Source organism: Fluviicoccus keumensis (assembly GCF_004217445.1).
GTDB lineage: Bacteria > Pseudomonadota > Gammaproteobacteria > Pseudomonadales > Moraxellaceae > Fluviicoccus > Fluviicoccus keumensis.
In genome coordinates, this window is record NZ_SHKX01000015.1 from 75,988 (window position 1) to 99,027 (window position 23,040).

The window sequence follows — 23,040 nt, forward strand, 5'->3', positions numbered from 1 at the left end:
GATCGCTCAGCGGTGGTAGGGGTGTCCCTTCAGCAGGGTCCAGGCGCGGTAAATCTGTTCCGCCACCACAATCCGCACCAGCGGATGCGGCAACGTCAGCGCCGACAGCGACCAGCGTTCACTGGCCATGCGGATCAGCTCCGGATCCAGCCCATCCGGCCCGCCGACCAGCAGCGCGATGTTCTGCCCGCCCTGAAGCCATTGCGCCGTGCGGTCGCGCAGGTCTTCGGTGGACCACGGCTTACCCAGCACATCCAGCGCCACGATGCGGTCGGAAGGATGGATCGCCGCTTGCAGCGCCTCGGCTTCCTGCCGTTTCCACAACTCGACTTCATGGTTGCGGCCACGCTTGGCGGCCGGGATTTCCACCAGTTCCAGCCGGACATCGTCCTGCAGGCGCTTGGCGTATTCCTGATAGCCTTCGGTGACCCAGTCGGGCATTTTCTGCCCGACAGCCAGCAAGCGGATGCGCATCAGGCTTCGGCGGTCTTGCCTTCGGGCACCGTCCACAGGCGTTCCAGATCATAGAACTTGCGGGTGGCGGGCAGCATCACGTGGACGATGACGCCGGCGAGGTCGATCAGCACCCACTCGGCATCGCGTTCACCCTCGACGCCGAGCGGGCGGACGCCGGCTTCCTTGGACTTGACCACAACGTTGTCGGCCAGGGATTTGACGTGACGGGTGGAGGTGCCGCTGGCGATGACCATGTAATCGGCGAGGCCGGTCAGCTTGCGGACATCGAGTGTCAATACGTTCTGGGCCTTGATGTCGGCGAGGGCGTCCTGGACGACCTTGACCAGATCCTCAGAAGTCAGTGCGGGATTCATGCGGGGGAGAGACTCCGTACAAGTGGTTTTCGCGAATATAACCGGCCACCGCCGCCGGAAGGGGCTGCGATTCGGGTGCGGCTCCCTGATGCAGCGCGGCGCGGATGGCGGTGCTGCTGACGGCGTGCGGGGTGGTTTCGGCCAGCAGGATGCGGCCATTAGCCGCGCATTCTAGCATGTGCGGGTCGTCGGCCCTATGGGCGGCCAGCCATTCCGCGATTTCTCCGACGAAATCGGCGCGCCAGCCCGGTCTGGTGACCACCAGCAGATGGGCAAAAGCGGTCAGCTCCCGCCAGCGATGCCAACGGTTGATCGCCAGCAGGCTGTCCAGGCCCATGATGAACACGAGCGGCCGTTCCGGACCGGACTCGCGGCGCAGCTCGGCCAGGGTGTCTATGGTAAAGGACGGCGGTGGCCGGCGCGCCTCGCGATCGTCCACAGCGAGACGCGGCTCTCCGGCGATCGCCAGTTGCAGCATGGCCAGGCGATGGCGGAACGGTGTGCCTGCTTCCTTCAGCGGCGATCGGGCGGCGGGCAGCAGTGTCAGATGCTCGAAAGGGAAGCGCCGCAGAAGTTCCTTCGCGGTGTGCAGATGGCCCTGATGCACGGGATCGAAAGAGCCGCCGAGGTAAGCCAGAGGTGTCATGGGATAGCCGTTGTCCGATTCAGGCCAGCCTAGCGCAGGGCGGTGGCGCAGACAAGGTAGGCGGCGGCCGGGATTTGCCTGCGTGGTCGTGACGGGGGCCGCATGATCGGTTAAGGTCAGTCTTATTGAACCGGGGAGGCATCCTATGCGCATCTTGTTGGCTGAGGACGATATTTTGCTGGGCGAAGGATTGCAGGAAGCGCTGGCCCTGCAGGGATACGTGGTGGAGTGGTACAAGGACGGAGTTTCCACCCTGCATGCGCTGGAGGCCAGCGACTTTGATCTGCTGCTGCTGGATCTGGGGCTGCCGCGCATGGATGGCATGGAAGTGCTGGCCCGGATTCGCGCCCGCCAGACGCCTTTGCCGGTCCTGATCCTGACGGCGCGTGACGCCCTGGATGCCCGCGTGGCGGGCCTGGACGCCGGGGCGGATGATTATTTGCTGAAGCCGTTTGATCTGGCCGAGTTGATGGCGCGTGTCCGCGCACTGACCCGCCGGGCGTCCGGGCGGCCATCCAACCAGTTGTCGATCGGCAGGATTGTTCTGGATACGGGAAATCATCAGGTCTTATGCGACGGCTCTCCGGTGGTGCTGTCGCGTCGCGAGTTTTTGCTGCTGAAGGAGTTATGCATGCATGCCGGTCACATCCTTTCCAAATCCCAGCTGGAGGAAAGTCTGTACGGCTGGTCCGAAGAAGTGGAAAGCAATGCGCTGGAGGTACACATTCATCATTTGCGCAAGAAGCTGTATCCCGAACTGATCAAGACCGTGCGCGGCGTGGGCTACATGGTGGAAGGCGGACCGCAGCCGTGATGATGAACTCGATCAAGGCGCGACTGACCCGCTCGTTCCTGCTGATCATCGGTCTGGCGCTGGTCATCAGCGTCGTGCTCGGATTCTTTACCGCCCGGCATGAAATTGATGAGATGTTCGACGCCCAACTGGTGGAAGAAGCGCACGTGCTGGCGGGCATGTTGTCGCTGCCGGCCCATGACCATGACTGGCCGTTGCTGCAGCAGGCCCTGTCCCGGGAGCCCAAGCCCACCGAGAGCGACGAGGAGTCTTACAACACCTCCTACACCAAAAAAGTGGCGGTACAAGTCTGGTCGGCGGAGGGACTGCAACTCTTCCGCAGCGTCAGTGCGCCGGAAGAGGCCTTTGCCGAGCTGAAGCCCGGCTTTCTGATCGCCCGTCGCGATGGCAAGGTCTGGCATGTCTACACCACGTACCTGCCGTCGAACCGGTATTGGCTGATGGTGGGGGAGCGGACCGATATCCGTCGCGAACTTTCGCTGAATGTGGCGGCCTCGCTGCTGGTGGGGCTGCTGGCCAGCTTGCTGGTCTCCATCGTGCTGTTGCGTCAGCGGCTGGTGCGCGACATGTCGCCGCTGGAGGAGTTGCGCCGGAATATCAGTGAGCGTCGCCTCGATCACCTGCAGGTAATCCGGTTGAATGACGAGCCGGAGGAGATACGGCCGGTCACCGAAGCCATCAATCACTTATTTGACCGGGTGACCCAGGGGGTTGAGCGCGAGCGCGCCTTTATCGCCGACGCCGCCCATGAACTGCGGACACCCCTGAGCATCATCCGGCTGCATGCGCAGAACGCCCTGCAATACCCGGATGCCGAGCGCAAGAACCGCAGTCTGGAAAAGGTGATTCTGGGTGTCGATCGCAACACCCGCGTCGTCCAGCAATTATTGATGATGGCCAGGCTGGACGCGTCCGACGCGCTGGTGATGGAGGTGGCGGCCGTTGATTTACGGCATATCGTCCTGCAATTGGTGCAGGAATTCCGTCCCGTCCTGGAAGGGAAGCGGCTGGAGCTGGTGATGGAGGCGGGCGAGTATTTGCCATCCGTGCCCGGGCAGGCTGATTTACTGGCCGTTCTGGTGCGCAACTTGCTGGAAAACGCTGTGAATTATACGCCCGAGAACGGATCCATCCGGATAGCCATGTCCCTGAAACGGGAAGGCCTGATGATCCAGGTGGAAGACTCGGGGCCGGGAGTTCCGGAAGACAAGTTGTCCCAGATCAGTCAACGTTTTGTACGGGCGGCGCCCCGCGATATCCAGGGGACCGGACTGGGTCTGGAAATTGTGGGAAGGATTGTCCGGTTGCACCGGGGGGAAATACGTTTCGCCAACCGTTTGGCGGGCGGGTTTTCCGTCAGCGTATTGTTACCGGTAACGCCGGGGGAGGAGGCCCCCGGCGCCTGAGGGAGGCTTTAGCCGCGGATGTGGCCGTCGCCCAGCACAACCCATTTCTGCGAGGTCAGGCCTTCCAGTCCAACGGGGCCGCGGGCGTGGATCTTGTCGGTGGAAATGCCGATTTCCGCACCCAGTCCGTACTCGAAACCGTCCGCGAAACGGGTTGAAGCATTGACCACGACCGAGCTGGAGTCGACTTCGGCCAGGAAGCGGCGGGCCTTGGTGAAATTCTCGGTGACAATCGCGTCGGTGTGGTGCGAACCGTATTTGTTGATGTGCTCGATCGCTTCGTCGATGCCGCTGACAATCTTGACCGCCAGCACCGGCGCCAGATACTCCTCATACCAGTCCTGCTCGGTCGCTTCCTTGCACTCCAGCAACGCGGCGGTGCGCGGGCAGCCGCGCAGTTCCACACCCTTGTCGGCATAGAGTTGCGCCAGTTGCGGCAACACTTCTCCGGCGATCGGCGAGTCCACCAGCAGGGTTTCCATGGCGTTGCAGACGCCATAACGATGGGTCTTGGCGTTCAGCGCCACGATGACCGCCTTGTTCAGGTTGGCTTCCCGGTCAATATAGACGTGGCAGTTGCCGTCCAGATGCTTGATGACCGGTACACGGGCTTCGGCCGAGATACGGGCGATGAGACTCTTGCCGCCGCGCGGGACGATGACGTCCACGTATTCCGGCATGGTGATCAGCCGGCCGACGGCGGCGCGATCCGTGGTTTCGACCACCTGCACGGCAGTCGGCGGCAGGCCGGATACGGCCAGTCCCGACTGGATGGCGACCGCAATGGCCTTGTTGGAGTGAATGGCCTCCGAACCGCCGCGCAGGATGGTGGCGTTGCCCGATTTCAGGCAGAGAGCGGCCGCCTCCAGGGTCACGTTCGGACGGGATTCGTAAATGATGCCGATGACGCCCAGCGGCACGCGCATCTTGCCGACCTGGATGCCGGTGGGGCGGTAGGCGAGATCGGTGATTTCGCCTACCGGATCGGTCAGGGCGATGACCTGGCGCAGCCCTTCCAGCATGCCTTCGAAGCGCGAGGGTGTCAGCTCCAGCCGGTCCAGCAGCGCCGCCTCCAGATTCGCGGCGCGGCCCGCTTCCATGTCGCGGGCGTTGGCGGCGAGGATGATGTCGCGGTTCTCGCCGAGAGCGCGATGGATGGCTTGCAACGCGGCGTTCTTGGCGTTGGTGTGCGCCCGTGCCATGGCGCGGGATGCATTGCGGGCTGCCTCACCCAGGTTCTGCATGTAGGCATCGATGTCCATCAGGGGTTTAATCTCTTAGAGGTCAATCGGTCAATTATACGCAAGTCCGGAGGCCGGGCGAATATCGTTGTTTTGTTGTACAAAAAAAACAGCTCAAGGTCCAAAAGGTACCATCGGTAAGGCTTTCGTTGTAGCATCCGGGCATAATCTGATAAACCTGTCCCCCTGAGTTGGCGGGCTGAAATAAAAAATAACAGAGGTATGCATGCCGGTTTTTGAAACCTATCACCGACAGTCGCTCAAGCAAGAGCCTCGCGTCACCATGATTGGACGCTGGCGAGTGGATTATCTGGCCTTTGCCGGACCCGAAGGATGTACCGCCGACCCGCTGATTGTGCTGGGCGGCGCATTCCAGAATTTCAATTCCTACAAGTTCTGCGTGGAAGAAGTGCTGCAGGTTGTGCCGGTCATCCTGATTGACCTGCCGTCCCTGGGCAACAACAGCCAGCTGGCCCCCGAACTGGGGCTGGAAGACCTGGCCGACCTGCTGTTCCAGTGGGTGGAGCACGAAGGACTGAACAAGGTGTCGGTGATGGGGTTGTCCCTGGGCTCGGTTGTGGCCGGCACCTACGCCTTCAAGCATCCTGACCGTATCGACCGCCTGATCCTGACCGGCACGCTGACCCGCCCGCGCAAGTCGTGGCGCATGCTGCTGGAAGTGTCGCTGAAGGTGCTGGATGAGGGCCGGATGGATGAGTTCGGCCAGGCGGTGGTGTTGTACCTGGTGAACCATGCCCGCCTGAAGGAAACCGGCATCAGCGACATCACACGTCGCTTGTTCCATCGTCAAATGAAGAACTTCTCCGAAAACGAACAGGCGCGCTACCGCATCAACGCCAATCGCCTGTTGCAGGTGGAGGAAGTGCTGGGTTATCCGACCTGCAAGACGCTGGTGGCGACGGGAGACTACGACAGCTTCACGCTGCCGTATGAGAATGCCCTGTACGCGACCCGTTGCCCCAACGCCACCTTTGCGTTGGTTCGCGGCTCCGACCACGTGCCGCAACTGGAAAAGCGCGAGGAGTCGGTGTCGATGTTCAGCGCTTTCTTGCGCAATGAAGATGTCGGCCAGGTGCCCGGTATTGACACCCTCACCCGCGACGAATGCCTGAACATGGATCGCCGGGGTGAATTGCGCTACCGCCCGCACAACCAGGCGGGGCAGGTGGTCAGTTTTTCGCATCTGGACGGCATGCCGCAGATTGACTCGCCGGTGGAAATTGTCGATCTCAACTTCTTTGGCTGCCTGCTGCGCCACGAGCACCCGCTGCTTTCTGTCCGCGAGCATACGCTGGACCTGATCCTGTGCCTGCCGGATTCGCCGTTGCGTATTGAAACGATGGTGATTGATCAGGGTGACGGCTGGCTGCGTTGCTTCTTCCTGCATGGCAGCTTCGCCATCGCCGAGGAGCTGAAGAAGCTACTGGACAACCCCGCGTACTGCACGCCGCTGCCGCACTCCGGCGTTCGTCCGACCGGTGCGCCCTGAGTGACCCGACGCCCAATAAAAAGGCCGGACATTGTCCGGCCTTTTTATTGGGCGAGTCAGGATTCAGATTTCCGAGCGGATCACCCAGACCAGCGAGCCTCCGTCCGCTTTCGGCAACCGGTCACCGGGCGTTTCGTCCGGGTTGAAGACGGTCACGGTATCGAAGCCGCAATGCTGCAGGCAGGATTGCGCTTCCTCGGGCTGCTCGAAATGCATCGTAAAGTTGCTGCGCGACGACAGCTTCAGGGTCTTGTTCGCCATCTGGATCCAGTGAAAGAAGCGGTGGCGGGTGACTTGCGGATAAATGTCGGTGAGATAGAAACCCATGGGAAAGTCTTGCAGGACTTTCGCCAGCCGCGACCAGAAGCCGCTGATTTCTTCTAGCCGGAAATAGTTGACCAGGCCTTCGGTAATCACCACCACCGGGCGGGCCGGATCCAGCTCGCGCTTCAGCAAGGATTCCAGGCTTTCCGGAGCGTCCTGGATCAGGATATTGCAGACCTGAACCGTGTGGCGTTCGTCCAGTGAGTGAAGCTCACGCAGCAGGGCCTGCTTGCGGGCCGCCATCTCCTGAAGGTCGGCTTCCACATAGGTGATGGACGGATGGTCGCGGTGGAAGCGCCAGCCGCGCGGAGACAGGCCGCAGGCCAGCTCCACAATCTGGATGTCAGGGTATTTCCCGATCAGCTGTTCCAGCTCATGGTCAATCAGGTGATGACGTTGCAGCAGCGTCGTCTTGATATCCGAGCCGATCACTTTGCGCGCGGCCACTTCAAAGGGGCGCAGGAACTGGAAATAAGCGCAGCCCTGACGGGTGGCGAAGGCCGGATGCGACAGGCCGAAGCGATACCAGACAAAGCCGGTATAGTGGGCGGTGAAGGAAATGCTGGAGGTATCCTGGTCTTCTTTCATGCGGGTTATGTTCTTGTCTGTTTTCCGGTTGGGGCATCATTCACCAGTTGCCGGGGAATGGCAAGCCGGCGGGAGGACTCAGGGGTTGTCGCGCTCCCGTCGTTCGGCCTGCCATTGCCGCAGGCGGCGGATACGGTTGCCGAGGAAGCGCAGGTTCATCAGGCCGGTAGCGATCAGCGCCGCCTTGATGGCCGGGCTTTGCAGCCAAAGCGGGAAGCCGCGCGCGCCCTCGCTGAACGCCAGGTACAGGCCGAGGCACAGCAGCAGGTTGCCAACGGTATCGACCGCCACGTCACGGTATACCAGACGGGACAGACGACGGAATTCCGGGTCAGATAACGGCATCGAACAGGCGCACTCCCGCCAGGTCCAGACTGAGGCGCAGCAGTATATCCCAGGCGCTGTCAGGGCTTTGGCCCTTGATGGCCAGGTCGGCCTCCATCAGCTCGTTATTCAGGCGCTTGAGCGTGGCGGGCGGCAGGCGGCGCAGCGCCGCGCTGACCAGTCCCTGACGCTTTGCCCAGATACCCAATTGCTGGAACAGTTGCGCCGGAGGCGTGCCTTGCTGTTGGCCTTCGGCAAAGGCCAGCAGGGAGCGGATCTCGCGTGACAGTGTCCACAGGATCAGGCTTTCGGCCAGTCCCTCGGCCTTGAGGCTGAAAAAGATACGCGCCGTCTTGGCGGCATCGCCCGCCAGCGCGGTGTCGGTCAGATCGAACAGGGTAAAGCGGGCGCTGTCGCCCACGGCGGATTGGACCTGCGCCAGATCAATGCTTCCTTCCCCGAACAGCATGTGCAGTTTCAGCACCTCCTGGTCGGCGGCCAGCAGGTTGCCTTCGGTCTGCCCGGCCAGCCAGGTCAGGGCATCCTCGGTCACGGTCAGCCGCTGGCGGCCCAGCCGCTCCACCAGCCAATCGCGATGTTCCCGGCTGGTAAGCGGTTGACAGCTGACCGTGACGCCGACCGCATCGCAGCGGTTGAACCAGGCGGCTTTCTGCGCTGCGGCATCCAGGCGTGGCAGTACGATCAGCAACAGGATGTCGTCGGGAGGATTTTTGAGGAAGGCGTCCAGCGCCTTGCCGGCGGCGGCATCCGGCTTGTTCAGGGCATGCAGTTCAAGAATCTTGCGGTCGGCAAACAGCGACAAAGTGTCACAGCTGCGCAGCGCCATGTCCCACTCTTTGCCCACATCGTGGCGGTCGCGCTCGGTGAATCCCTGTTTGCGGGCGGCGGCGCGCAGCGCATCCAGCGACTCCTGCGCCAGCAGCGGCTCGTCACCGTGGATGACGTAGACAGGCTTGAGAACCTTTAGTTGCCGGGGCAGGGCGCGGGCGTCGCATTTCATGGGGAAGAAGGCGTTGGCGCAGGCTTGAAGAAGCTGAGCCGTCTCAGGATTTGCTGGGCGGCATCCGCGTAGAGCTCGCGGATCAGGGTTTCTTCTTCCTCGCTCTTCCCGACAATGGCGGTGGTGTCGTACTGGTAGCTGCGCCGCAGCGACAGTTTCTGCTCGGGAGCGGGTTCGGCGTCGTCCGGGCGGCTGATGCGGTAGCGAACGTCATACAGCAGCGTGTATTCAGCGACCTTGGCGCGGCCGTCGGTGTTGCTGGTTTGCTTGGTCAGCTTTTCCGTGGTGAGCGTCAGGGTGTAGCTGCCCGAGTCCAGTGAAATCCCGGCGGTTTTCAGGGCGTCCCGCAAGGGTTGGGAGAGGGCGCTGTTGCCCGGTGCGCTCACATTGAGGCGTTGAAGCTCCGGCGGAATGGCGTAGCTGCCGCGCAGGTGGAAGCCGCAGGCGCCGAGGCTCAGCGCCAGCAGTATCGTGCCCAGGAAGCGCGGGGCTGTCATCTCAGACAACCACGCTGACCAGCTTGCCCTTGACCACAATCACTTTCTTGGGCGTTTGGCCGTTGAGGAAGCGTTGCACATCCGGGTTGGCCAGCGCCAGCTGTTCGATCGTGGCGTTGTCAGCGTCGGCGGCGGCCTGGATCTTGCCGCGCAACTTGCCGTTGACCTGCACCACCAGTTCCAGCGTGTTGCGGACGAGGGCATTGGCGTCGACCACCGGCCAGGCGGCGTTGACGACATCCTCATGCCCCAGCGCCTGCCACAGCGCATGGCTGATGTGTGGCACGATCGGGGCCAGCAACAGCACGGCGGTTTCCAGCGATTCACGTTCCACGGCCAGCGCCTGTCCGTTGGCGGCTTCAAACTTCTGGATGCTGTTCAGCAGTTCCATGACAGCGGCGACGGCAGTGTTGAAGGTCAGACGACGGGCGTAGTCGTCGGTGATCTTGGCGATGGTTTCGTGCGTCTTGCGGCGCAGGTCGCGGCTGTTGTCGTCCAGTTCGGCGACGTTCAGTGTGGGCGCTGCTCCCTTCTGCACATGGCTGTGTACGGCTTTCCACAGCCGTTTCAGGAAGCGGTGGGCGCCTTCCACCCCGGCGTCGGACCATTCCAGCGACTGGTCGGGTGGGGCGGCGAACATCATGAACAGGCGGGAAGTGTCCGCGCCAAACTGGTCGATCAGCGCCTGCGGGTCAACACCGTTGTTCTTCGACTTCGACATCTTTTCCATGCCGCCGATTTCCACGGGCAGGCCGTCGGTGGTGAGCACGGCGGACAGGATGCGGCCCTTGTCATCCTTGGTCAGGGTGACGTCAGCCGGGTTGATCCAGTCTTTCTTGCCTTCGCCCAGATCGCGGTAATAGGTTTCGGCAATGACCATGCCCTGCGTCAGCAGGCGGGTGAAGGGTTCGTCACCTTGCACCAGGCCTTCGTCGCGCATCAGCTTGTGGAAGAAGCGGGCGTAGAGCAGGTGCAAAATGGCGTGTTCGATACCGCCGATATACTGGTCCACCGGCAGCCATTGCTGTGCGGCGGCCTTGTCGACCATACCGGTGTCGCATTGCGGCGAGGCGTAGCGGGCGTAGTACCAGCTGGACTCGACAAAGGTGTCCATGGTGTCGGTTTCGCGGCGCGCGGGCTGACCGCAGGTCGGGCAGGCGCAATTCACAAAGGCGTCGATGCGCTTGAGCGGGGACGCGCCGCCGTCTGGCACCACGTCTTCCGGCAGCACCACCGGCAGCTGGTCGTCCGGCACCGGCACGTCGCCGCAGCTGTCACAATAAATGATGGGAATCGGGCAGCCCCAGTAGCGCTGGCGGGAAATGCCCCAGTCACGCAGGCGGAACTGGGTGCGTTTTGTGCCGTGGGCCTTGGCTTCGAGGTCGGTAACGATGGCGTCGAAAGCAGCATTGAACGTCAGGTCGTTGTACTTGCCGCTGTTGACGGTATACATCAGCTCATCTTTTGCGGCATACCAGTCGTGCCAAGCACTTGGATCAACCTTTTCGTCAATTTCATCAGCGGTAGAGCGTTCACCCGGCACCTTATCAACCATAGCGCCGATTCGACGATAAACAGGTTTAATCGGCAGCGAATACTTGTGGGCAAACTCGAAGTCGCGCTCGTCATGCGCCGGAACCGCCATCACCGCGCCTTCGCCATAGCCCCACAATACGTAGTTGGCCACGAACACCGGCAGCTTGTCGCCGGTCAGCGGGTGGATGACGAACTGGCCGGTGGCCATGCCTTTCTTTTCCATGGTGGCCATGTCGGCCTCGGCCACGGAACCGCCCTTGCACTCATGGATGAAGTCCTGCAACGCCGGATTGTTGGCGGCGGCGAGGGTGGCCAGCGGATGCTCGGCGGCGACGGCGACGTAGGTCGCGCCCATCAGCGTGTCGGGACGGGTGGAGTAGACCTTCAGCTGGCCGGTCTGGCCGATGCTGGCTTCGTCATAGTCGAAGACGATGTCCGCGCCGTAGCTCTTGCCGATCCAGTTGCGCTGCATGGTCTTGACCTGTTCCGGCCAGCCTTCCAGCTGGTCGAGGTCGTTCAGCAACTGCTCGGCATACTGGGTGATGCCGAAGTAATACATCGGGATTTCGCGCTTCTCGACCACCGCGCCGGAGCGCCAGCCCTTGCCGTCGATGACCTGCTCGTTGGCGAGCACGGTGTTGTCCACCGGGTCCCAGTTGACGACGCCGCTCTTCTTGTAGATGACCCCTTTCTTGTAGAGGCGGGTGAACAGCCACTGCTCCCAGCGGTAATACTCGGGCTTGCAGGTGGTGACTTCGCGCGTCCAGTCGATGGCCAGACCCAGCGACTTCAGCTGCTGCTTCATGTAGTCGATGTTGCTGTAGGTCCAGGCGGCCGGGGCGACGTTGTTCTTCATCGCCGCGTTTTCGGCGGGCAGGCCGAAGGCGTCCCAACCCATCGGCTGCAGCACGTTGAAGCCCTGCATGCGCTTGAAGCGCGACAGCACGTCGCCGATGGTGTAGTTGCGCACGTGGCCCATGTGCAGCTTGCCGGACGGGTAGGGGAACATCGACAGGCAGTAGTATTTCGGCTTGTCGCTGCCGTCAACGGCGGCAAAGGCCTGACGGGCGTTCCAGTCGGACTGGGCCTGGGGTTCGATCTCGTGCGGGGAGTACTGTTCTTGCATGGCCGTGGCGGTTGTCATATCTGGGAAAAATGAAGTCGGATAGAATAACGCAGCGGGGGGACGGTCGTCATGTCCCGCGTCCGACCGGATGGCCTTTATTGATGAAAGTTTTCTTTTCTCTACCGTTTTTATTGATTTGGGGATTGTTGCTGGCTATCTGGTTGGGCAGGGCCGGTAAGTTAAGGATAATGACCACCCTTTTGGGGACAATGGCTATGTCATTATATTTGTTATGCACGGCGGCTGTTACACGCGGGTTAATCAGTGCTACCGGTTATTTCCCGCCCGAAGTGGCTCCTCAGACATTGGTCAGTAGAGGGGCGCAGGCGATTGTTGTCTTGGGCAGTGGTCTGTATAGAAGTCCTGAAACTGGGGACATAGAGGTTGCCGGCGGTTACTCGTTGGGGCGATTGAGATATGCGGTCCAATTGGCTCATCGGACAGGCTTGCCTTTGGCCTTGTCTGGGGTTGAGGCCAAAGGCATGAAGGAAACATTAAAACAAGACTATGGATTGTCTGTGACTTGGATGGAAGACAAAAGCCAAACAACGGCTGAAAATGCGGAGTTTTCAGCTCGAATGCTTCTGCCAGCAGGCATCAAGCGCGTTGTGCTGGTTACAGATGCGTGGCATATGGGACGTTCTTGGCAGATTTTCAGATATTATGGCTTTGAGGTCATTCCCGCTCCAACAGGATATCCGCTTTCGTACATGAAGAGTGCCCCAAGGGCTTTGGAGCCTCGGGCAGATCTTTTTCTGATTAATTTATTTGGCCTCAGCGAATTGCTTGGACAGGTCAAATACCGCTTCAGTTACCGGACATCCCCAACTCCAGTTCCAGCGACTTCCGCAACGCCGGCGCCCGGAAGCGGAAGCCCGCATTAAGCAGGCGGCTGGGCAGCACCCGCTGGCCGCCCAGCATCAGCACTGACATTTCCCCCATCAGCATGCGCAGCACGGATCCCGGCACATGCAGGAAAGCCTTGCGGCCCAGCGCCTCGGCCAGTTGCTCGGTAAAGTCGGTGTTGGTGACCGGCTGCGGTGAAGTCAGGTTGAACACGCCGTCGTGACGATCATCGGCCAGCAGGAACAGCACCGCCGCCAGCCAGTCCTGCAGGCTGATCCACGACATCCACTGCCGTCCGTCGCCCATGCGGCCGCCCAGGCTAAGGCCGAACACGGGCAGCAGGCGACGGAGCATGCCACCGGCCCGGCCCAGGACAACGCCGGTACGCAGCAGGCAGACGCGGACGCCGATCTTGCGGGCCTCCATCGCCGCCTTTTCCCAGTCGCGGGTCAGGTGGTGGGTGAACTCGTCATGGAACGCCGAGTCCTCATCCAGCAGCGCATCCCCCTGATCGCCGTACCAGCCGATGGCGGAGCCGGACAGCAATACCTTCGGCGGCCTGACGGCGCGGCGCATCCAGTCGACCAGTTCCTCGGTGAAATTGACGCGGCTGGTGTACAGCGCCAGCTTGCGTGGATGCGTCCACGGCTTGTCGGCGATACCTTCACCGGACAGGTTGATCACCGCGTCGAAGTGGTCGTTGACAGTGAGGTCGGCCAGACGGCGCAGCGCGCGCACCATGCCGTCGTAACGGGTGAAGACCTTCATGGGCTGGCGGGTCACGATGGTCACGTGATGGCCTTCCTTGAGCAGCAATGGGGTCAGGTGGCTGCCCAGGAAGCCGGTGCCGCCGGTGAGGAGGATGCGCATGGTTCATGCCCGGAGTGTGCGAATGGGGCGGAGTGTAGCGGGTGAGGGCGGGGGATGGCTATTGGACGCATTATTCTGTTGTCATAGCGGTTTACCCCGATCCGGCATCCGTGGAACAATCCCGATCCATCATTCCCTTATCCGGCCCTGGACATGCAACCCATCCTGCAAGCCATTCCCGCCAACATCATCACCGGCTTCCTCGGCGCAGGTAAAACCACCCTGGTCCGCAGCCTGCTGCAGCGTCGCCCCGCCGGCGAGCGCTGGGCGGTGCTGGTCAACGAGTTCGGCCAGATCGGCATTGATGGCAGCCTGATCGAAAACAACGCTGACGGCATTCATATCAAGGAGGTGGCGGGCGGCTGCATCTGCTGCGCCAACTTTTTGCCGATGCAGGTGGCGCTGTCGCAACTGCTGGCCAAGGCGCGTCCGCACCGGCTGTTGGTCGAGCCGACCGGTTTGGGTCATCCGCGGCAGATTGTGGAGAACCTGACCGAGGATCACTGGCGGTCGACGCTGGACCTGCGCGCCACCCTGTGCGTGGTCGATGCCCGCCAGTTGGATGACCCGCGCGTCACGACCCACGAAACCTTTCTGGCGCAAGCGGACATTGCCGATGTCCTTGTTTTCAGCAAGGACGACCTGCTGGATGATGCCCGGCGGCAACAGGCCCGGGATTTTGCCGCGCAGCTGCCGCCCCCGGTACGGGAAGCGGCCTTCAGCGCCCGAGGCGACCTGCCGGCGGCGTTGCTGGATATACCCCGTCGTCATACCCGGCTGGTGAAACGGTCGCTGTTGCATGTCCGGCAGGCCACGGAGTCCCCGGCTTCCCCGCAAATCCCGCCCTACCATTATCACCAACTGGTGCTGGACCTCGAGGTTGGCGGCTGGGTCTTTCCGGCAGACTGGCGCTTCCGCCATAATGACCTGTTGAACCTGCTGTTTGCCTGTCGCGCCGACCGGATCAAAGGGGTCATTCATACCGACCAGGGCTGGCTGGAAGTGAACCTGACCGGGCTGGATGCAGGGCTGCACTCGCGGAGTCCCTCCGCTGACAGCCGCCTCGAGCTGATCGTGTCCGGCGGAGCGGACTGGGAGGCGTTGGAAAAGCAGCTACTGGCGACACAGCTGCCAGAGCATGGTCATTTAAATGTGAGATGATGTACAAACGGTTTAACAGCAAAGGACAGAGCAATGATCTTGTTGACAGGCGGAGCCGGATATATTGGCTCACATGCGGCCATTGAGTTCGTGAAGGCGGGGTATGAGGTGCTGGCGCTGGATAATTTCAGCAACAGCAAGCCGGAGGCGGTGCGCCGGACCCGGGAGCTGGCCGGCAAGGATTTTCCCCTGATTGAAGGCGATATCCGCGATCGGGCGTTGCTGGATCGTGTTTTCGCGCAATATCCGATTTCCGCCGTGGTCCATTTCGCCGGTTTGAAGGCGGTTGGTGAATCGGTGAGGGAGCCCCTTCATTACTTTGACAATAATGTTTGCGGCTCGGTGACCCTGCTGCAGGCGATGGCCGCCGCCAATGTCCGTTGCCTCGTCTTCAGCTCTTCGGCGACGGTTTACGGTGATCCGCATACGGTTCCCATCCGTGAAGATTTTCCGCTTTCCGCCACCAATCCCTACGGTGGCAGCAAGTTGATGATCGAGAATATCCTGCGTGACCTGATCCATGCCCAACCGGAATGGCGTATTGCTCTACTGCGTTATTTCAATCCGGCCGGGGCGCACCCTAGCGGTCGCATCGGGGAGGACCCCAACGGTATTCCCAACAACCTGATGCCTTATGTTGCACAGGTGGCGACTGGTAAGTTGTCCCGTCTGAGCGTGTTTGGCAGCGATTACCCCACCCATGACGGTACCGGCGTACGAGACTACATCCATGTGGTGGATCTGGTGCGCGGCCACGTCAAGGCCTTGCAATATCTGGAATCGCATCCGGGGCTGGTCACCGTCAACCTGGGAACCGGGCGAGGCTACTCCGTACTGGACATGGTCAAGGCCTTCGAAAGGGCCTCGGGTAAGCCCGTGGCTTACGAACTAGTGGGTCGCCGCCCCGGTGATGTGGCGGCATGTTATGCCGATCCTGCTCTGGCGCAACAATTGTTCGGCTGGGCGGCGGAATTTGATCAGGAAGCCATGTGTCGGGACGCCTGGAACTGGCAGCGGCAAAATCCGGCCGGGTATGCCTCCGCCTGAAGGGTGAGGGGCTTCAAAAACGGGTGGCCACGCTCCGGGGATGCCGCTATTCTCAGGGCTGGCCGCGAAGGCGGCTCCAGGCTCCCGCTTTTAGAGTAAAGACTCTGGAAATTGGCAAATAACTCTTTGAAATACAACAAAAATTAGAGCAGTTGCACCAGTTGTGAATGCTAAACATTCTGATTACACTTGCACAACAATTGCTCACGGGGGGATGTCATGAAGAAAAAAACATGGGGAATCGCCGCACTCGCGGTGGTCGGTGTGACAGCAGGCGTGCACTTCCTGACCTTGCCGCCCCCGCCGCCGGAAGTTCCGCCGGTTCCCGCGAATATCCCGGTTCCCAAGGTTCCCGCCCTGACGCCGTATGATCTGCCCGCAGGGCATGTGCCGGTGTCGGCAGAACCTTATCGCTCCACCAACCGCAGCGTATCCATCGAGGATCTGGTCACCCGTGACCTGACTACCGGTGTTTATACCGGTACGCCGTACTGGAAGCAGCGCGAGCAATGGTTCAAGGATCACTTCTACGACACCCTGGCCGCCCGCAAGGTCTGGCCGGAAGGCAAGTCGCCCGACACCCACAAGCGCGGCGATCCCGTGACCTGGGGTTTCGAGGCCATTCCCCAGTACACGCCGCCGCCGTGCAATCAGCCTCAGCCCACCGGCTATGATGCGGAAGGCTGCCGTTATGTCTCCGGCCTGTTCAAGGATGTCGAGGCGAAAGACCCGGCCAAGGCCGAAGCCATGCGCGAGCAGGCCCGTCGCGGCCGCGATGTCTGGTTCAAGGGCACGTTCGGCAACCAGGATGAAAACTACCTGCACCAGACCCGCGTCGTCGGCAAGGAGCACATGTATTACCCGTGGCTGGACACCCGCACCCGTAACGAGCGCTTTACCAAGTGGGGCCTGATCAACGATCCGGACTGCGTGCAGGGCGATGCTTCCACCAACTGGTATGACAAGTGCCAGGACCCGCATTCCTCCGGCGTGCTCGGCTATCGCAAGTATTACGCCGACCCGGTCAAGGACAGTAGCGGCAAGGTGGTCTACGACCCGCGCACCGCCGCCTACGACGTCAATGAAATCAAGCAGAACAAGCGTTATGTGATCGGTCACCCCTGCGTGCAGTGCCACGTCGGTTTCGATCCGACCAATCCGCCGGTCAACCCGAACCAGCCGAAGTGGGAAAACCTGAGCGCCACCATCGGCAACCAGCATACGCGCCAGCCGCTGGCCTTCTTCCAGGGCGCGCCGTCGGCGTCGCCGGCCAACCAGATTGTCATGGGCGGCCGTCTCGGCACCATCGATACCTCGCTGGTGGCTTCCGACTGGATGCACAACCCCGGCACCCAGAACAACATCATGGACTTCTCGAACAAGCGCATGTTCACCGAGGACATGAAGGACCCCGTTACCGGCAAGATCAGTTCCGCCCATACCCGCCACGTGCTGAAGGGCGGGGAAGACAGCGTTGGCGAACATCTGGCGCTGATCCGCGTCTATGTGAACATCGGCATGTGCACCGAGGAATGCTGGGTACCCAACTTCCCGTTCCCCGGCCAGCTGATCGGTCGCGGCACCAAGCAAAGCCCGATGCGCATCATGCAGTGCGCCGCCAAGTGCGATCCGTGGAACTATGCCGATGCCAAGATGGATGATCTGGCAGCGTTCCTGATTACCGGCGGTCCCACGTACCTGATGGCCGCCAAGGACAGCAACGGCGTCGCCGGCCCGCAGTTTGTCGACACCAAGGTGGTGCCGCAGGGTCGCAAGATCTTCGCCGCCGAATGCGCAGGTTGCCATAGTTCCAAGATGGCCCCGGAGAATATCCGCGCCGACAAGAAAGCGCTGGCCAAGTTCTATGACGGCCATGTCTTCGGCAAGGAAGACTACTGGCAGTACGAGTTCACCGAAGCCGAACGCAATTCACCGGACTTCATCGCCAAGTACCTGAAAAAGGATGAAAGCGGCAAGTTGCGTCCGGTTCAGTTCGCTGAAAAGGGCATCTTCGGTCAGGACTGGCTGGGCAATGACGAGCGCACGCCGTACAACATCGTGGGCACCAACAAGTGCCGCGCCTTCCACGACAACCACAGCAAGGGCCACATCTGGGAAGAGTTCTCGTCCGAAACCTACAAGAACTCCCCGGCTGTACAACCGGACAAGCGTGTCTTCAACCGGCTGATTCCGTGGCTGGGCGGCAAGACCTTCGGCGAGCGCAAAATTGACGGCGGCTCCGGCTACCTGCGCAATATCTCGCTGCTGTCGGTCTGGGCCACCGCTCCGTTCCTGCACAACAACGCCGTGGGCGAAGTCACCTTCCTCAAGGACGGTTCGCCGGATTACACCATTGCCGGACGCATCAAGCAGTTCGAAATGGCCTTCGACGAGCTGATGACTTCCGATGATCCCAAGGCCAAGGTGCATCGTCCGCAGAAGATCACCACCCTGAACGAGGACATGGTCGTAACCCCGCGTGAGGACATGCAGGGCTGGCCGAAGATCACGATCAAGAAGGGCACCCCGGTGGCTTACGCCGCCTCGGCCGACCCGCACGACGCCCTGTTCATGAAGTGTGACGATCTGGTCGAAAACAAGGGACACCAGTTCGGTGTCGACCTGAGCAAGGAAGACAAATACGCCCTGCGGGAGTTCCTGAAACTGATGTAAACGGAACAGGGAGCGCGGCAACCCCGCGCTCCCGGATTCCGGAAAAAGCGAAATAAATCAGTCAATTAATAAAACATTTAAAAGTAAAAAGTACCCGTCCGCCGAAACTGTCCGAGCCACCCGATGGGCAACGAAGCGCCTGAATCGTTGCGGAACGACAGCGTCCCGGCCTCAGGTGAGTTTTGAGGCGGACACGGTTTTGCTTACTTTTGCCAAGACAAAAGTAAGGCCCGCGGCAGGCGGATGCCGAATGTTCCCGAGAAAAGCCTGAATGCGCATGCCACCCCGCAAGCCCCTGATCATTACCGCAATCGCCGTCCTGGTGGTCATCACGGCCTGGATGCTACTGCGTCAACCGGCCGCCTCGACCACCTCCATCGCCGAACTGGCCAAAACCCAGCCCGCGCATGCCCCGACCCTCTCGGAAAAACTGATTCTCGAATCGGACCTGCCGCCCCCCGGCACCCGCTCCGCCTTTGACCACTTCATCGTCCAGAATGACGGCTTGCCGCACCCCTTCAGCAAGCTGGTCGCCCTCCTGCAAAAGCAGCACCCCGAGGGCCAACCGCCGGTAGCCTTGCTGATCCCGCACGGACGGTCGCTGCTGAAAGGGCAAGCAGATGACGCCCATCCGCGCATTGTGGTCGCCGCGGACTACCAGAAGCCGAATACACCGGCGGCGCTGGGCGTGGCTCCGCAAGGGCAGCTGTTTCTGGGCTTTGTCGAAAATGCCAAGGAAATCGAGGTATTGAGCTACAACGAAGCCGCCGGCCGTTTTGAATTCCAGCTGGTGCAGAATTATTGCGAGGGTTGTGTGCCGCGTATTGTGTACGCCCGCCGCGCTATCTGCACCACCTGTCACCAGGGCGGCACCCCGATCTTCTCTCAGCGCCCGTGGAACGAAACCAACGGACAACAGGCCACTGCCAACGCCATTGCCGCCGCCCGTGGCGACAAGCCTTACCACAGTATTCCGGTGCGCCAGCCCCTGTCGATGCCGGAGCGTTTTGACCAGTTGACCGATGTCGGCAACTTCCTGAAAGCCACCCAGAAGTTGTGGCTGGATGGCTGTGGCGCGGAGGGGAATGAGTGCCGGCGTCAGATGTTGTCGCTGGCCCTGCTGTATGCCGATAATCCCGGCGGCTTCGACAGCCAGGGTGCGGAGGCCAATAAGTTGCGCCAGTTGCAGGCCGGAACCTTTCCCAAGGAGGGCATCACCGTCCCGGAGTCCGATTTGCATAACCGCGATCCGATCGGTGAGAAACAGGGGTTCAAGGGCTGGCTGAAGTCGCTGGTTACCCGCGATATCCATTTCGGTGAAGGCGCGAAGGACAACGAGGACCTCAGCCGTTTCGACAAGCTGCCGCCGTTGGCCGCCGACGTGGATCCGCTGACCGTGCGGCCACCGAAACAGATACTGAAAGCGTCGGATATCGACGGCGTCTACGGTGTGGCCTCGTTTTTCACCGATGCCGACATCAAGACCCTGGGCGAGCAGTACGGGTATGACATCCGCAAGCTGCGCAGCCGTGTTGCTTCCCTGTCGCCGGAAACCTTTGCCGCCAGGCCGTTTTCACGGGTGGCGATGATGAATGCGCTGCTGGACAAGCCTCGTGACTATTGCTGCCTGAAAACCGACGAAATGTCGCCGCCGGTCGCCTCCGGCGTGCCGCCGCTGAAGATCGTGCGCCAGTTGCAACTCAAGCCTTTTGAAGAACACTGTTTTGCTTGCCACCGCGGCAATCCCGCCAAGCGGCTGGACTTCATGAACGGCGCGAACGAAGATGCGGTGCTGGCCAATCTGCAAGCCAAGAAGGAAATCCGGGACGCGCTGGACTGGGAACGCTACGAAGGCACCGACAAGGCCTCGAAGCTGATGCCGCCGCGCGACTCGGTGCAGTACCAGAAGCTGAAGAAAGCCGGACCGGAATACCGCCAGAAGATGCGGGAGACGGTGCCGGGGATGTTTGACTTTTAAAATCACGAGGACTCTATGCGCCTGCTTCCATTCCTGATGGGGTCGCTGCTCCTGGGGGCGGTACTGCCTGCCCAGGCCATGCCCGCCTTTGCGCGCGCCTACAAGCAGCAGTACGGTTACATGCCGTCGTGCAATGCCTGCCATACGGAAGGCGGGGGAACAGCGCTGAACGGCTTCGGCAAGGCCTTCAAGGAAGCGGGCAAGAACGACGCCACCTTCGCCCGGATCGCCGCCGCCGACAGTGACGGTGATGGCGCGGCCAATGCCGCCGAGGCCCAGGGCAAGGCCAATCCCGGCGACAAGGCATCCACCCTCAAGCAGCCGGGCAACTGGCTGGACATGGCCAGCCTGATTCCCAAGGAAGTCCAGGCGCGTTTTCCGGGCATCCTGACCTGGATGCCGCGTGACGCCATCCTGACCCCGGCGGATATCGCCACGGCGAAAAGCATGGGCGCGACACTGAGCGCCGCCGATGAAAACACCATCTATGTGCCGGTGAAGGACCAGCATCCCGCCGGCACCGCGCTGATTTTCCCGGTCACGTTCCAGGGCAAGACCGGTTTCCTGTTGATGACCACCGACCGCGCCCTGAAGATTACCGGGGTCTCGGTACTGCATGCCGACAAGCTGCCCGCCGCCAAGAGCAGCAAGGTCTACGCGTCGTTCAACGGTCAGCAGGCGCAAACCGTTCCCGCCCCCAAGGGCAGCGATCTGGATGCCGCCATCACTACGGCGGTGAAAAATGCGGGGGTGCTGCTGTACGTGCGCCTGAAGGGAGCCTGATCATGAATCCGTGGCGTTACCGCTGGCTGTTGCTGCCACTGCTGGTGCTGACCGCCCAGGCCTGGGGCGCCGATCAGGCGGGTTTCGATTTCTTCAGCGACAAGCCTATCCCCGATGCGCAACTGGTGCATGTGGAGCCGCCGAAGCCCCAATGGATGACCATCGGCGGTCCGATAGCCCTGCTTGGCCTGTTCTTTACCTTCTGTTTCATCGTGCGCTGGCTGATTCCGTTCCGCGAAACCGCCATGCGTTTCGACCTGCACGACCTGCCGGTAGCGGCCCAGCGCGGCATCGGCATGGCGGTAATCCTGTTCGGCATCGCCTTCTGTTTCGGCGGGCTGGAAATCAATTACCAGATGGGACTGCATGGCAGCGCTGAAGCCTATTTCCATCAGATGGGGCAGGGCAAGCTGATTGCCTTCACGCATGCGCACCTGTTCGGCTTCACCACCAGTTTCTTCATTATCGGTATCCCATTCTCGATGCACTTCAACCGGCTGAAAATCTACCAGTGGGTGTTTCCGGTGGGCCTGGCGGCGTCATTGACCGATGTGGCCTCCTGGTGGGGCATCAAATATGTATCGGACAACTTTGAATACATTACCTGGTGGTGCGGCTTTGTCTTCAGCACCTGCTATGGCTGGATGCTGATCGGTCTGGTGCGGGTGCTGTTCTTCCCCCGGGTTAAATGGCTGCCCGACTTCATCAACGAAGACCGGCAGAAGCACTGGGACGAAGAGCACCGCCGGTAACACCCCGTCTCGGAGGCGGGTATAATCACCCGCCTTCCGTCCCGGTTTTCTTTCCCCATGAAACTCATTCTCGCCCCCATGGAAGGGCTGACCGACGTGCATATGCGCGACCTGCTGACCCGCATCGCCGGGCCGCAGGGTTATGACTGGTGCGTGACCGAGTTCATCCGCATTACCAACCGCTTGCTGCCTGCCCGCACCTTTTACCAGTATTGCCCGGAATTACTCACGGGCAGCCGGACGTTCGCCGGGACGCCGGTACATATCCAGCTGCTGGGCAGCGAGCCCGCCGTACTGGCCGAAAATGCCGCCCGCGCGGCCGAGTTGGGTGCGCCGGGCATCGATCTCAATTTCGGCTGCCCGGCCAAGACGGTCAACCAGCACCGGGGTGGGGCGGTGCTGCTGGATGAGCCGGACGTGGTTCACGCCATCGTCGCCGCCGTGCGGCGGGCGGTGCCGCCGGAGGTGCCGGTCTCGGCGAAGATGCGCCTGGGCGTGAACGACCGCGAATACATGCTCGACAACGCGCGCGGTATCGAGGCGGCCGGAGCCGCCTGGCTGACGGTTCACGCCCGCACCAAGGCCGACGGCTATCGCCCGCCCGCGCATTGGGACGCCATCGGTCGTATCCGCGAGGCGACCACCATGCCGGTCATCGCCAATGGCGATATTGTCAGCCCCGCCGAGGCGGAGCGTTGCCGCGCCCTGTCCGGTTGCGAAGACCTGATGATCGGGCGGGGGGCGGTTTCCCGTCCGGATCTGGTCCGACAGTTGCGCGGCGAAAACTTCACGCTGACCTGGCCAGAGGTGGTGACGTGGCAGAAGCAGTTCCTGGCGCATATGGAAGAGGCGGGAATCAATCCGGTTGAGGCGTGCAGCGGGGCGAAATGGACCGAACACGGCATGGTCAGTCGTTATAAGCAATGGCTGGCAATGCTGACGCAGGGCTATCCCGAAGCCTCGGCCCTGTTTGCGCGGGTGAAACGTTTGAAACACGTGGAAGAAATACGGTTCGAGCTGCAACGCCCATAAAAAAAGGATGCCCGAGGGCATCCTTTTTGGGTTGA

General features: G+C 61.4%; 21 protein-coding genes. 11 read left to right on the top strand and 10 right to left on the bottom strand.

Going from position 1 to position 23,040, the window contains the following annotated elements; all coding sequences use genetic code 11:
- Positions 1-6: 6 nt before the first annotated feature.
- Genes rlmH through nadD form a run of 3 tightly spaced genes read right to left on the bottom strand, consistent with a single transcriptional unit; the run spans position 7 to position 1,476 of the window.
- Positions 7-474, bottom strand: coding sequence for a 23S rRNA (pseudouridine(1915)-N(3))-methyltransferase RlmH (gene rlmH, locus EV700_RS14530; protein ID WP_130415093.1), 468 nt, complete (start codon positions 472-474; stop codon positions 7-9).
- Complete coding sequence (gene rsfS / locus EV700_RS14535; protein WP_130415095.1) at positions 474-830, bottom strand: ribosome silencing factor; 357 nt, start codon at positions 828-830, stop codon at positions 474-476. The genes rlmH and rsfS overlap by 1 nt, the downstream gene beginning before the upstream one ends.
- Complete coding sequence (nadD, locus tag EV700_RS14540) at positions 808-1,476, bottom strand: nicotinate-nucleotide adenylyltransferase (RefSeq protein WP_165391499.1); 669 nt, start codon at positions 1,474-1,476, stop codon at positions 808-810. Before nadD ends, rsfS begins: the two co-directional genes overlap by 23 nt.
- Before the next feature lie 145 nt (positions 1,477-1,621).
- On the opposite strand from nadD, the gene EV700_RS14545 reads away from it, so the two are divergent.
- Complete coding sequence (locus tag EV700_RS14545; RefSeq protein WP_130415099.1) at positions 1,622-2,290, top strand: response regulator; 669 nt, start codon at positions 1,622-1,624, stop codon at positions 2,288-2,290.
- Positions 2,290-3,696, top strand: a complete 1,407-nt coding sequence (locus EV700_RS14550) for an ATP-binding protein (protein WP_242610284.1) — start codon at positions 2,290-2,292, stop codon at positions 3,694-3,696. Before EV700_RS14545 ends, EV700_RS14550 begins: the two co-directional genes overlap by 1 nt.
- A gap of 8 nt (positions 3,697-3,704) precedes the next feature.
- Here EV700_RS14550 and EV700_RS14555 read toward each other — a convergent pair whose 3' ends face one another.
- Entirely contained in the window at positions 3,705-4,958 is a 1,254-nt protein-coding gene (locus EV700_RS14555; RefSeq protein ID WP_207224694.1) for a glutamate-5-semialdehyde dehydrogenase, read from the bottom strand.
- Positions 4,959-5,163: 205 nt separating this feature from the next.
- Between EV700_RS14555 and EV700_RS14560 the strand changes: the two genes are divergently transcribed.
- A complete protein-coding gene (locus tag EV700_RS14560; RefSeq protein ID WP_130415103.1) occupies positions 5,164-6,447 on the top strand; it encodes an alpha/beta fold hydrolase in 1,284 nt (427 codons plus the stop codon).
- Between the two features lie 63 nt (positions 6,448-6,510).
- On the opposite strand, the gene EV700_RS14565 is transcribed toward EV700_RS14560, so the two are convergent.
- The 5 genes from EV700_RS14565 to leuS all read right to left on the bottom strand — a co-directional run bounded on the left by EV700_RS14565 (position 6,511) and on the right by leuS (position 11,881).
- Positions 6,511-7,359, bottom strand: a complete 849-nt coding sequence (locus EV700_RS14565; RefSeq protein ID WP_130415105.1) for a class I SAM-dependent methyltransferase — start codon at positions 7,357-7,359, stop codon at positions 6,511-6,513.
- A 78-nt stretch (positions 7,360-7,437) separates the two neighbouring features.
- Positions 7,438-7,704, bottom strand: a complete 267-nt coding sequence (locus EV700_RS14570; protein ID WP_130415107.1) for a hypothetical protein — start codon at positions 7,702-7,704, stop codon at positions 7,438-7,440.
- Complete coding sequence (gene holA / locus EV700_RS14575) at positions 7,691-8,704, bottom strand: DNA polymerase III subunit delta (protein WP_130415109.1); 1,014 nt, start codon at positions 8,702-8,704, stop codon at positions 7,691-7,693. Before holA ends, EV700_RS14570 begins: the two co-directional genes overlap by 14 nt.
- Positions 8,701-9,201, bottom strand: a complete 501-nt coding sequence (locus EV700_RS14580; RefSeq protein ID WP_130415111.1) for an LPS-assembly lipoprotein LptE — start codon at positions 9,199-9,201, stop codon at positions 8,701-8,703. Before EV700_RS14580 ends, holA begins: the two co-directional genes overlap by 4 nt.
- Before the next feature lies 1 nt (position 9,202).
- Positions 9,203-11,881, bottom strand: a complete 2,679-nt coding sequence (gene leuS, locus EV700_RS14585) for a leucine--tRNA ligase (RefSeq protein ID WP_242610280.1) — start codon at positions 11,879-11,881, stop codon at positions 9,203-9,205.
- Between the two features lie 83 nt (positions 11,882-11,964).
- Between leuS and EV700_RS14590 the strand changes: the two genes are divergently transcribed.
- Positions 11,965-12,747, top strand: coding sequence for a YdcF family protein (locus EV700_RS14590; protein WP_165391500.1), 783 nt, complete (start codon positions 11,965-11,967; stop codon positions 12,745-12,747).
- Here the strand turns inward: EV700_RS14590 and EV700_RS14595 are convergent.
- Entirely contained in the window at positions 12,671-13,579 is a 909-nt protein-coding gene (locus tag EV700_RS14595) for a TIGR01777 family oxidoreductase (protein WP_130415117.1), read from the bottom strand. The genes EV700_RS14590 and EV700_RS14595 overlap by 77 nt on opposite strands.
- 153 nt (positions 13,580-13,732) lie before the next feature.
- Between EV700_RS14595 and EV700_RS14600 the strand changes: the two genes are divergently transcribed.
- From EV700_RS14600 to EV700_RS14630, 7 genes are all read left to right on the top strand, one after another.
- Positions 13,733-14,740 (top strand): CobW family GTP-binding protein, encoded by a 1,008-nt coding sequence (locus tag EV700_RS14600; protein WP_130415119.1) that lies wholly within the window; start codon positions 13,733-13,735, stop codon positions 14,738-14,740.
- A gap of 33 nt (positions 14,741-14,773) precedes the next feature.
- Positions 14,774-15,787 carry a UDP-glucose 4-epimerase GalE gene (gene galE, locus EV700_RS14605; protein WP_130415121.1) on the top strand — a complete coding sequence of 338 codons (1,014 nt, stop codon included), beginning with the start codon at positions 14,774-14,776 and terminating at the stop codon, positions 15,785-15,787.
- A gap of 219 nt (positions 15,788-16,006) precedes the next feature.
- Positions 16,007-18,460: a hypothetical protein gene (locus EV700_RS14610; RefSeq protein WP_130415123.1), complete on the top strand. Its 2,454-nt coding sequence runs from the start codon at positions 16,007-16,009 to the stop codon at positions 18,458-18,460.
- Positions 18,461-18,731: 271 nt separating this feature from the next.
- A complete protein-coding gene (locus EV700_RS14615) occupies positions 18,732-20,438 on the top strand; it encodes a hypothetical protein (protein ID WP_130415125.1) in 1,707 nt (568 codons plus the stop codon).
- 15 nt (positions 20,439-20,453) lie between these two features.
- Positions 20,454-21,221: a hypothetical protein gene (locus tag EV700_RS14620; protein WP_130415127.1), complete on the top strand. Its 768-nt coding sequence runs from the start codon at positions 20,454-20,456 to the stop codon at positions 21,219-21,221.
- 2 nt (positions 21,222-21,223) lie between these two features.
- Positions 21,224-21,973 (top strand): hypothetical protein, encoded by a 750-nt coding sequence (locus tag EV700_RS14625; RefSeq protein WP_130415129.1) that lies wholly within the window; start codon positions 21,224-21,226, stop codon positions 21,971-21,973.
- A 57-nt stretch (positions 21,974-22,030) separates the two neighbouring features.
- Positions 22,031-23,005, top strand: a complete 975-nt coding sequence (locus EV700_RS14630) for a tRNA dihydrouridine synthase (RefSeq protein WP_130415131.1) — start codon at positions 22,031-22,033, stop codon at positions 23,003-23,005.
- Positions 23,006-23,040: the final 35 nt, after the last annotated feature.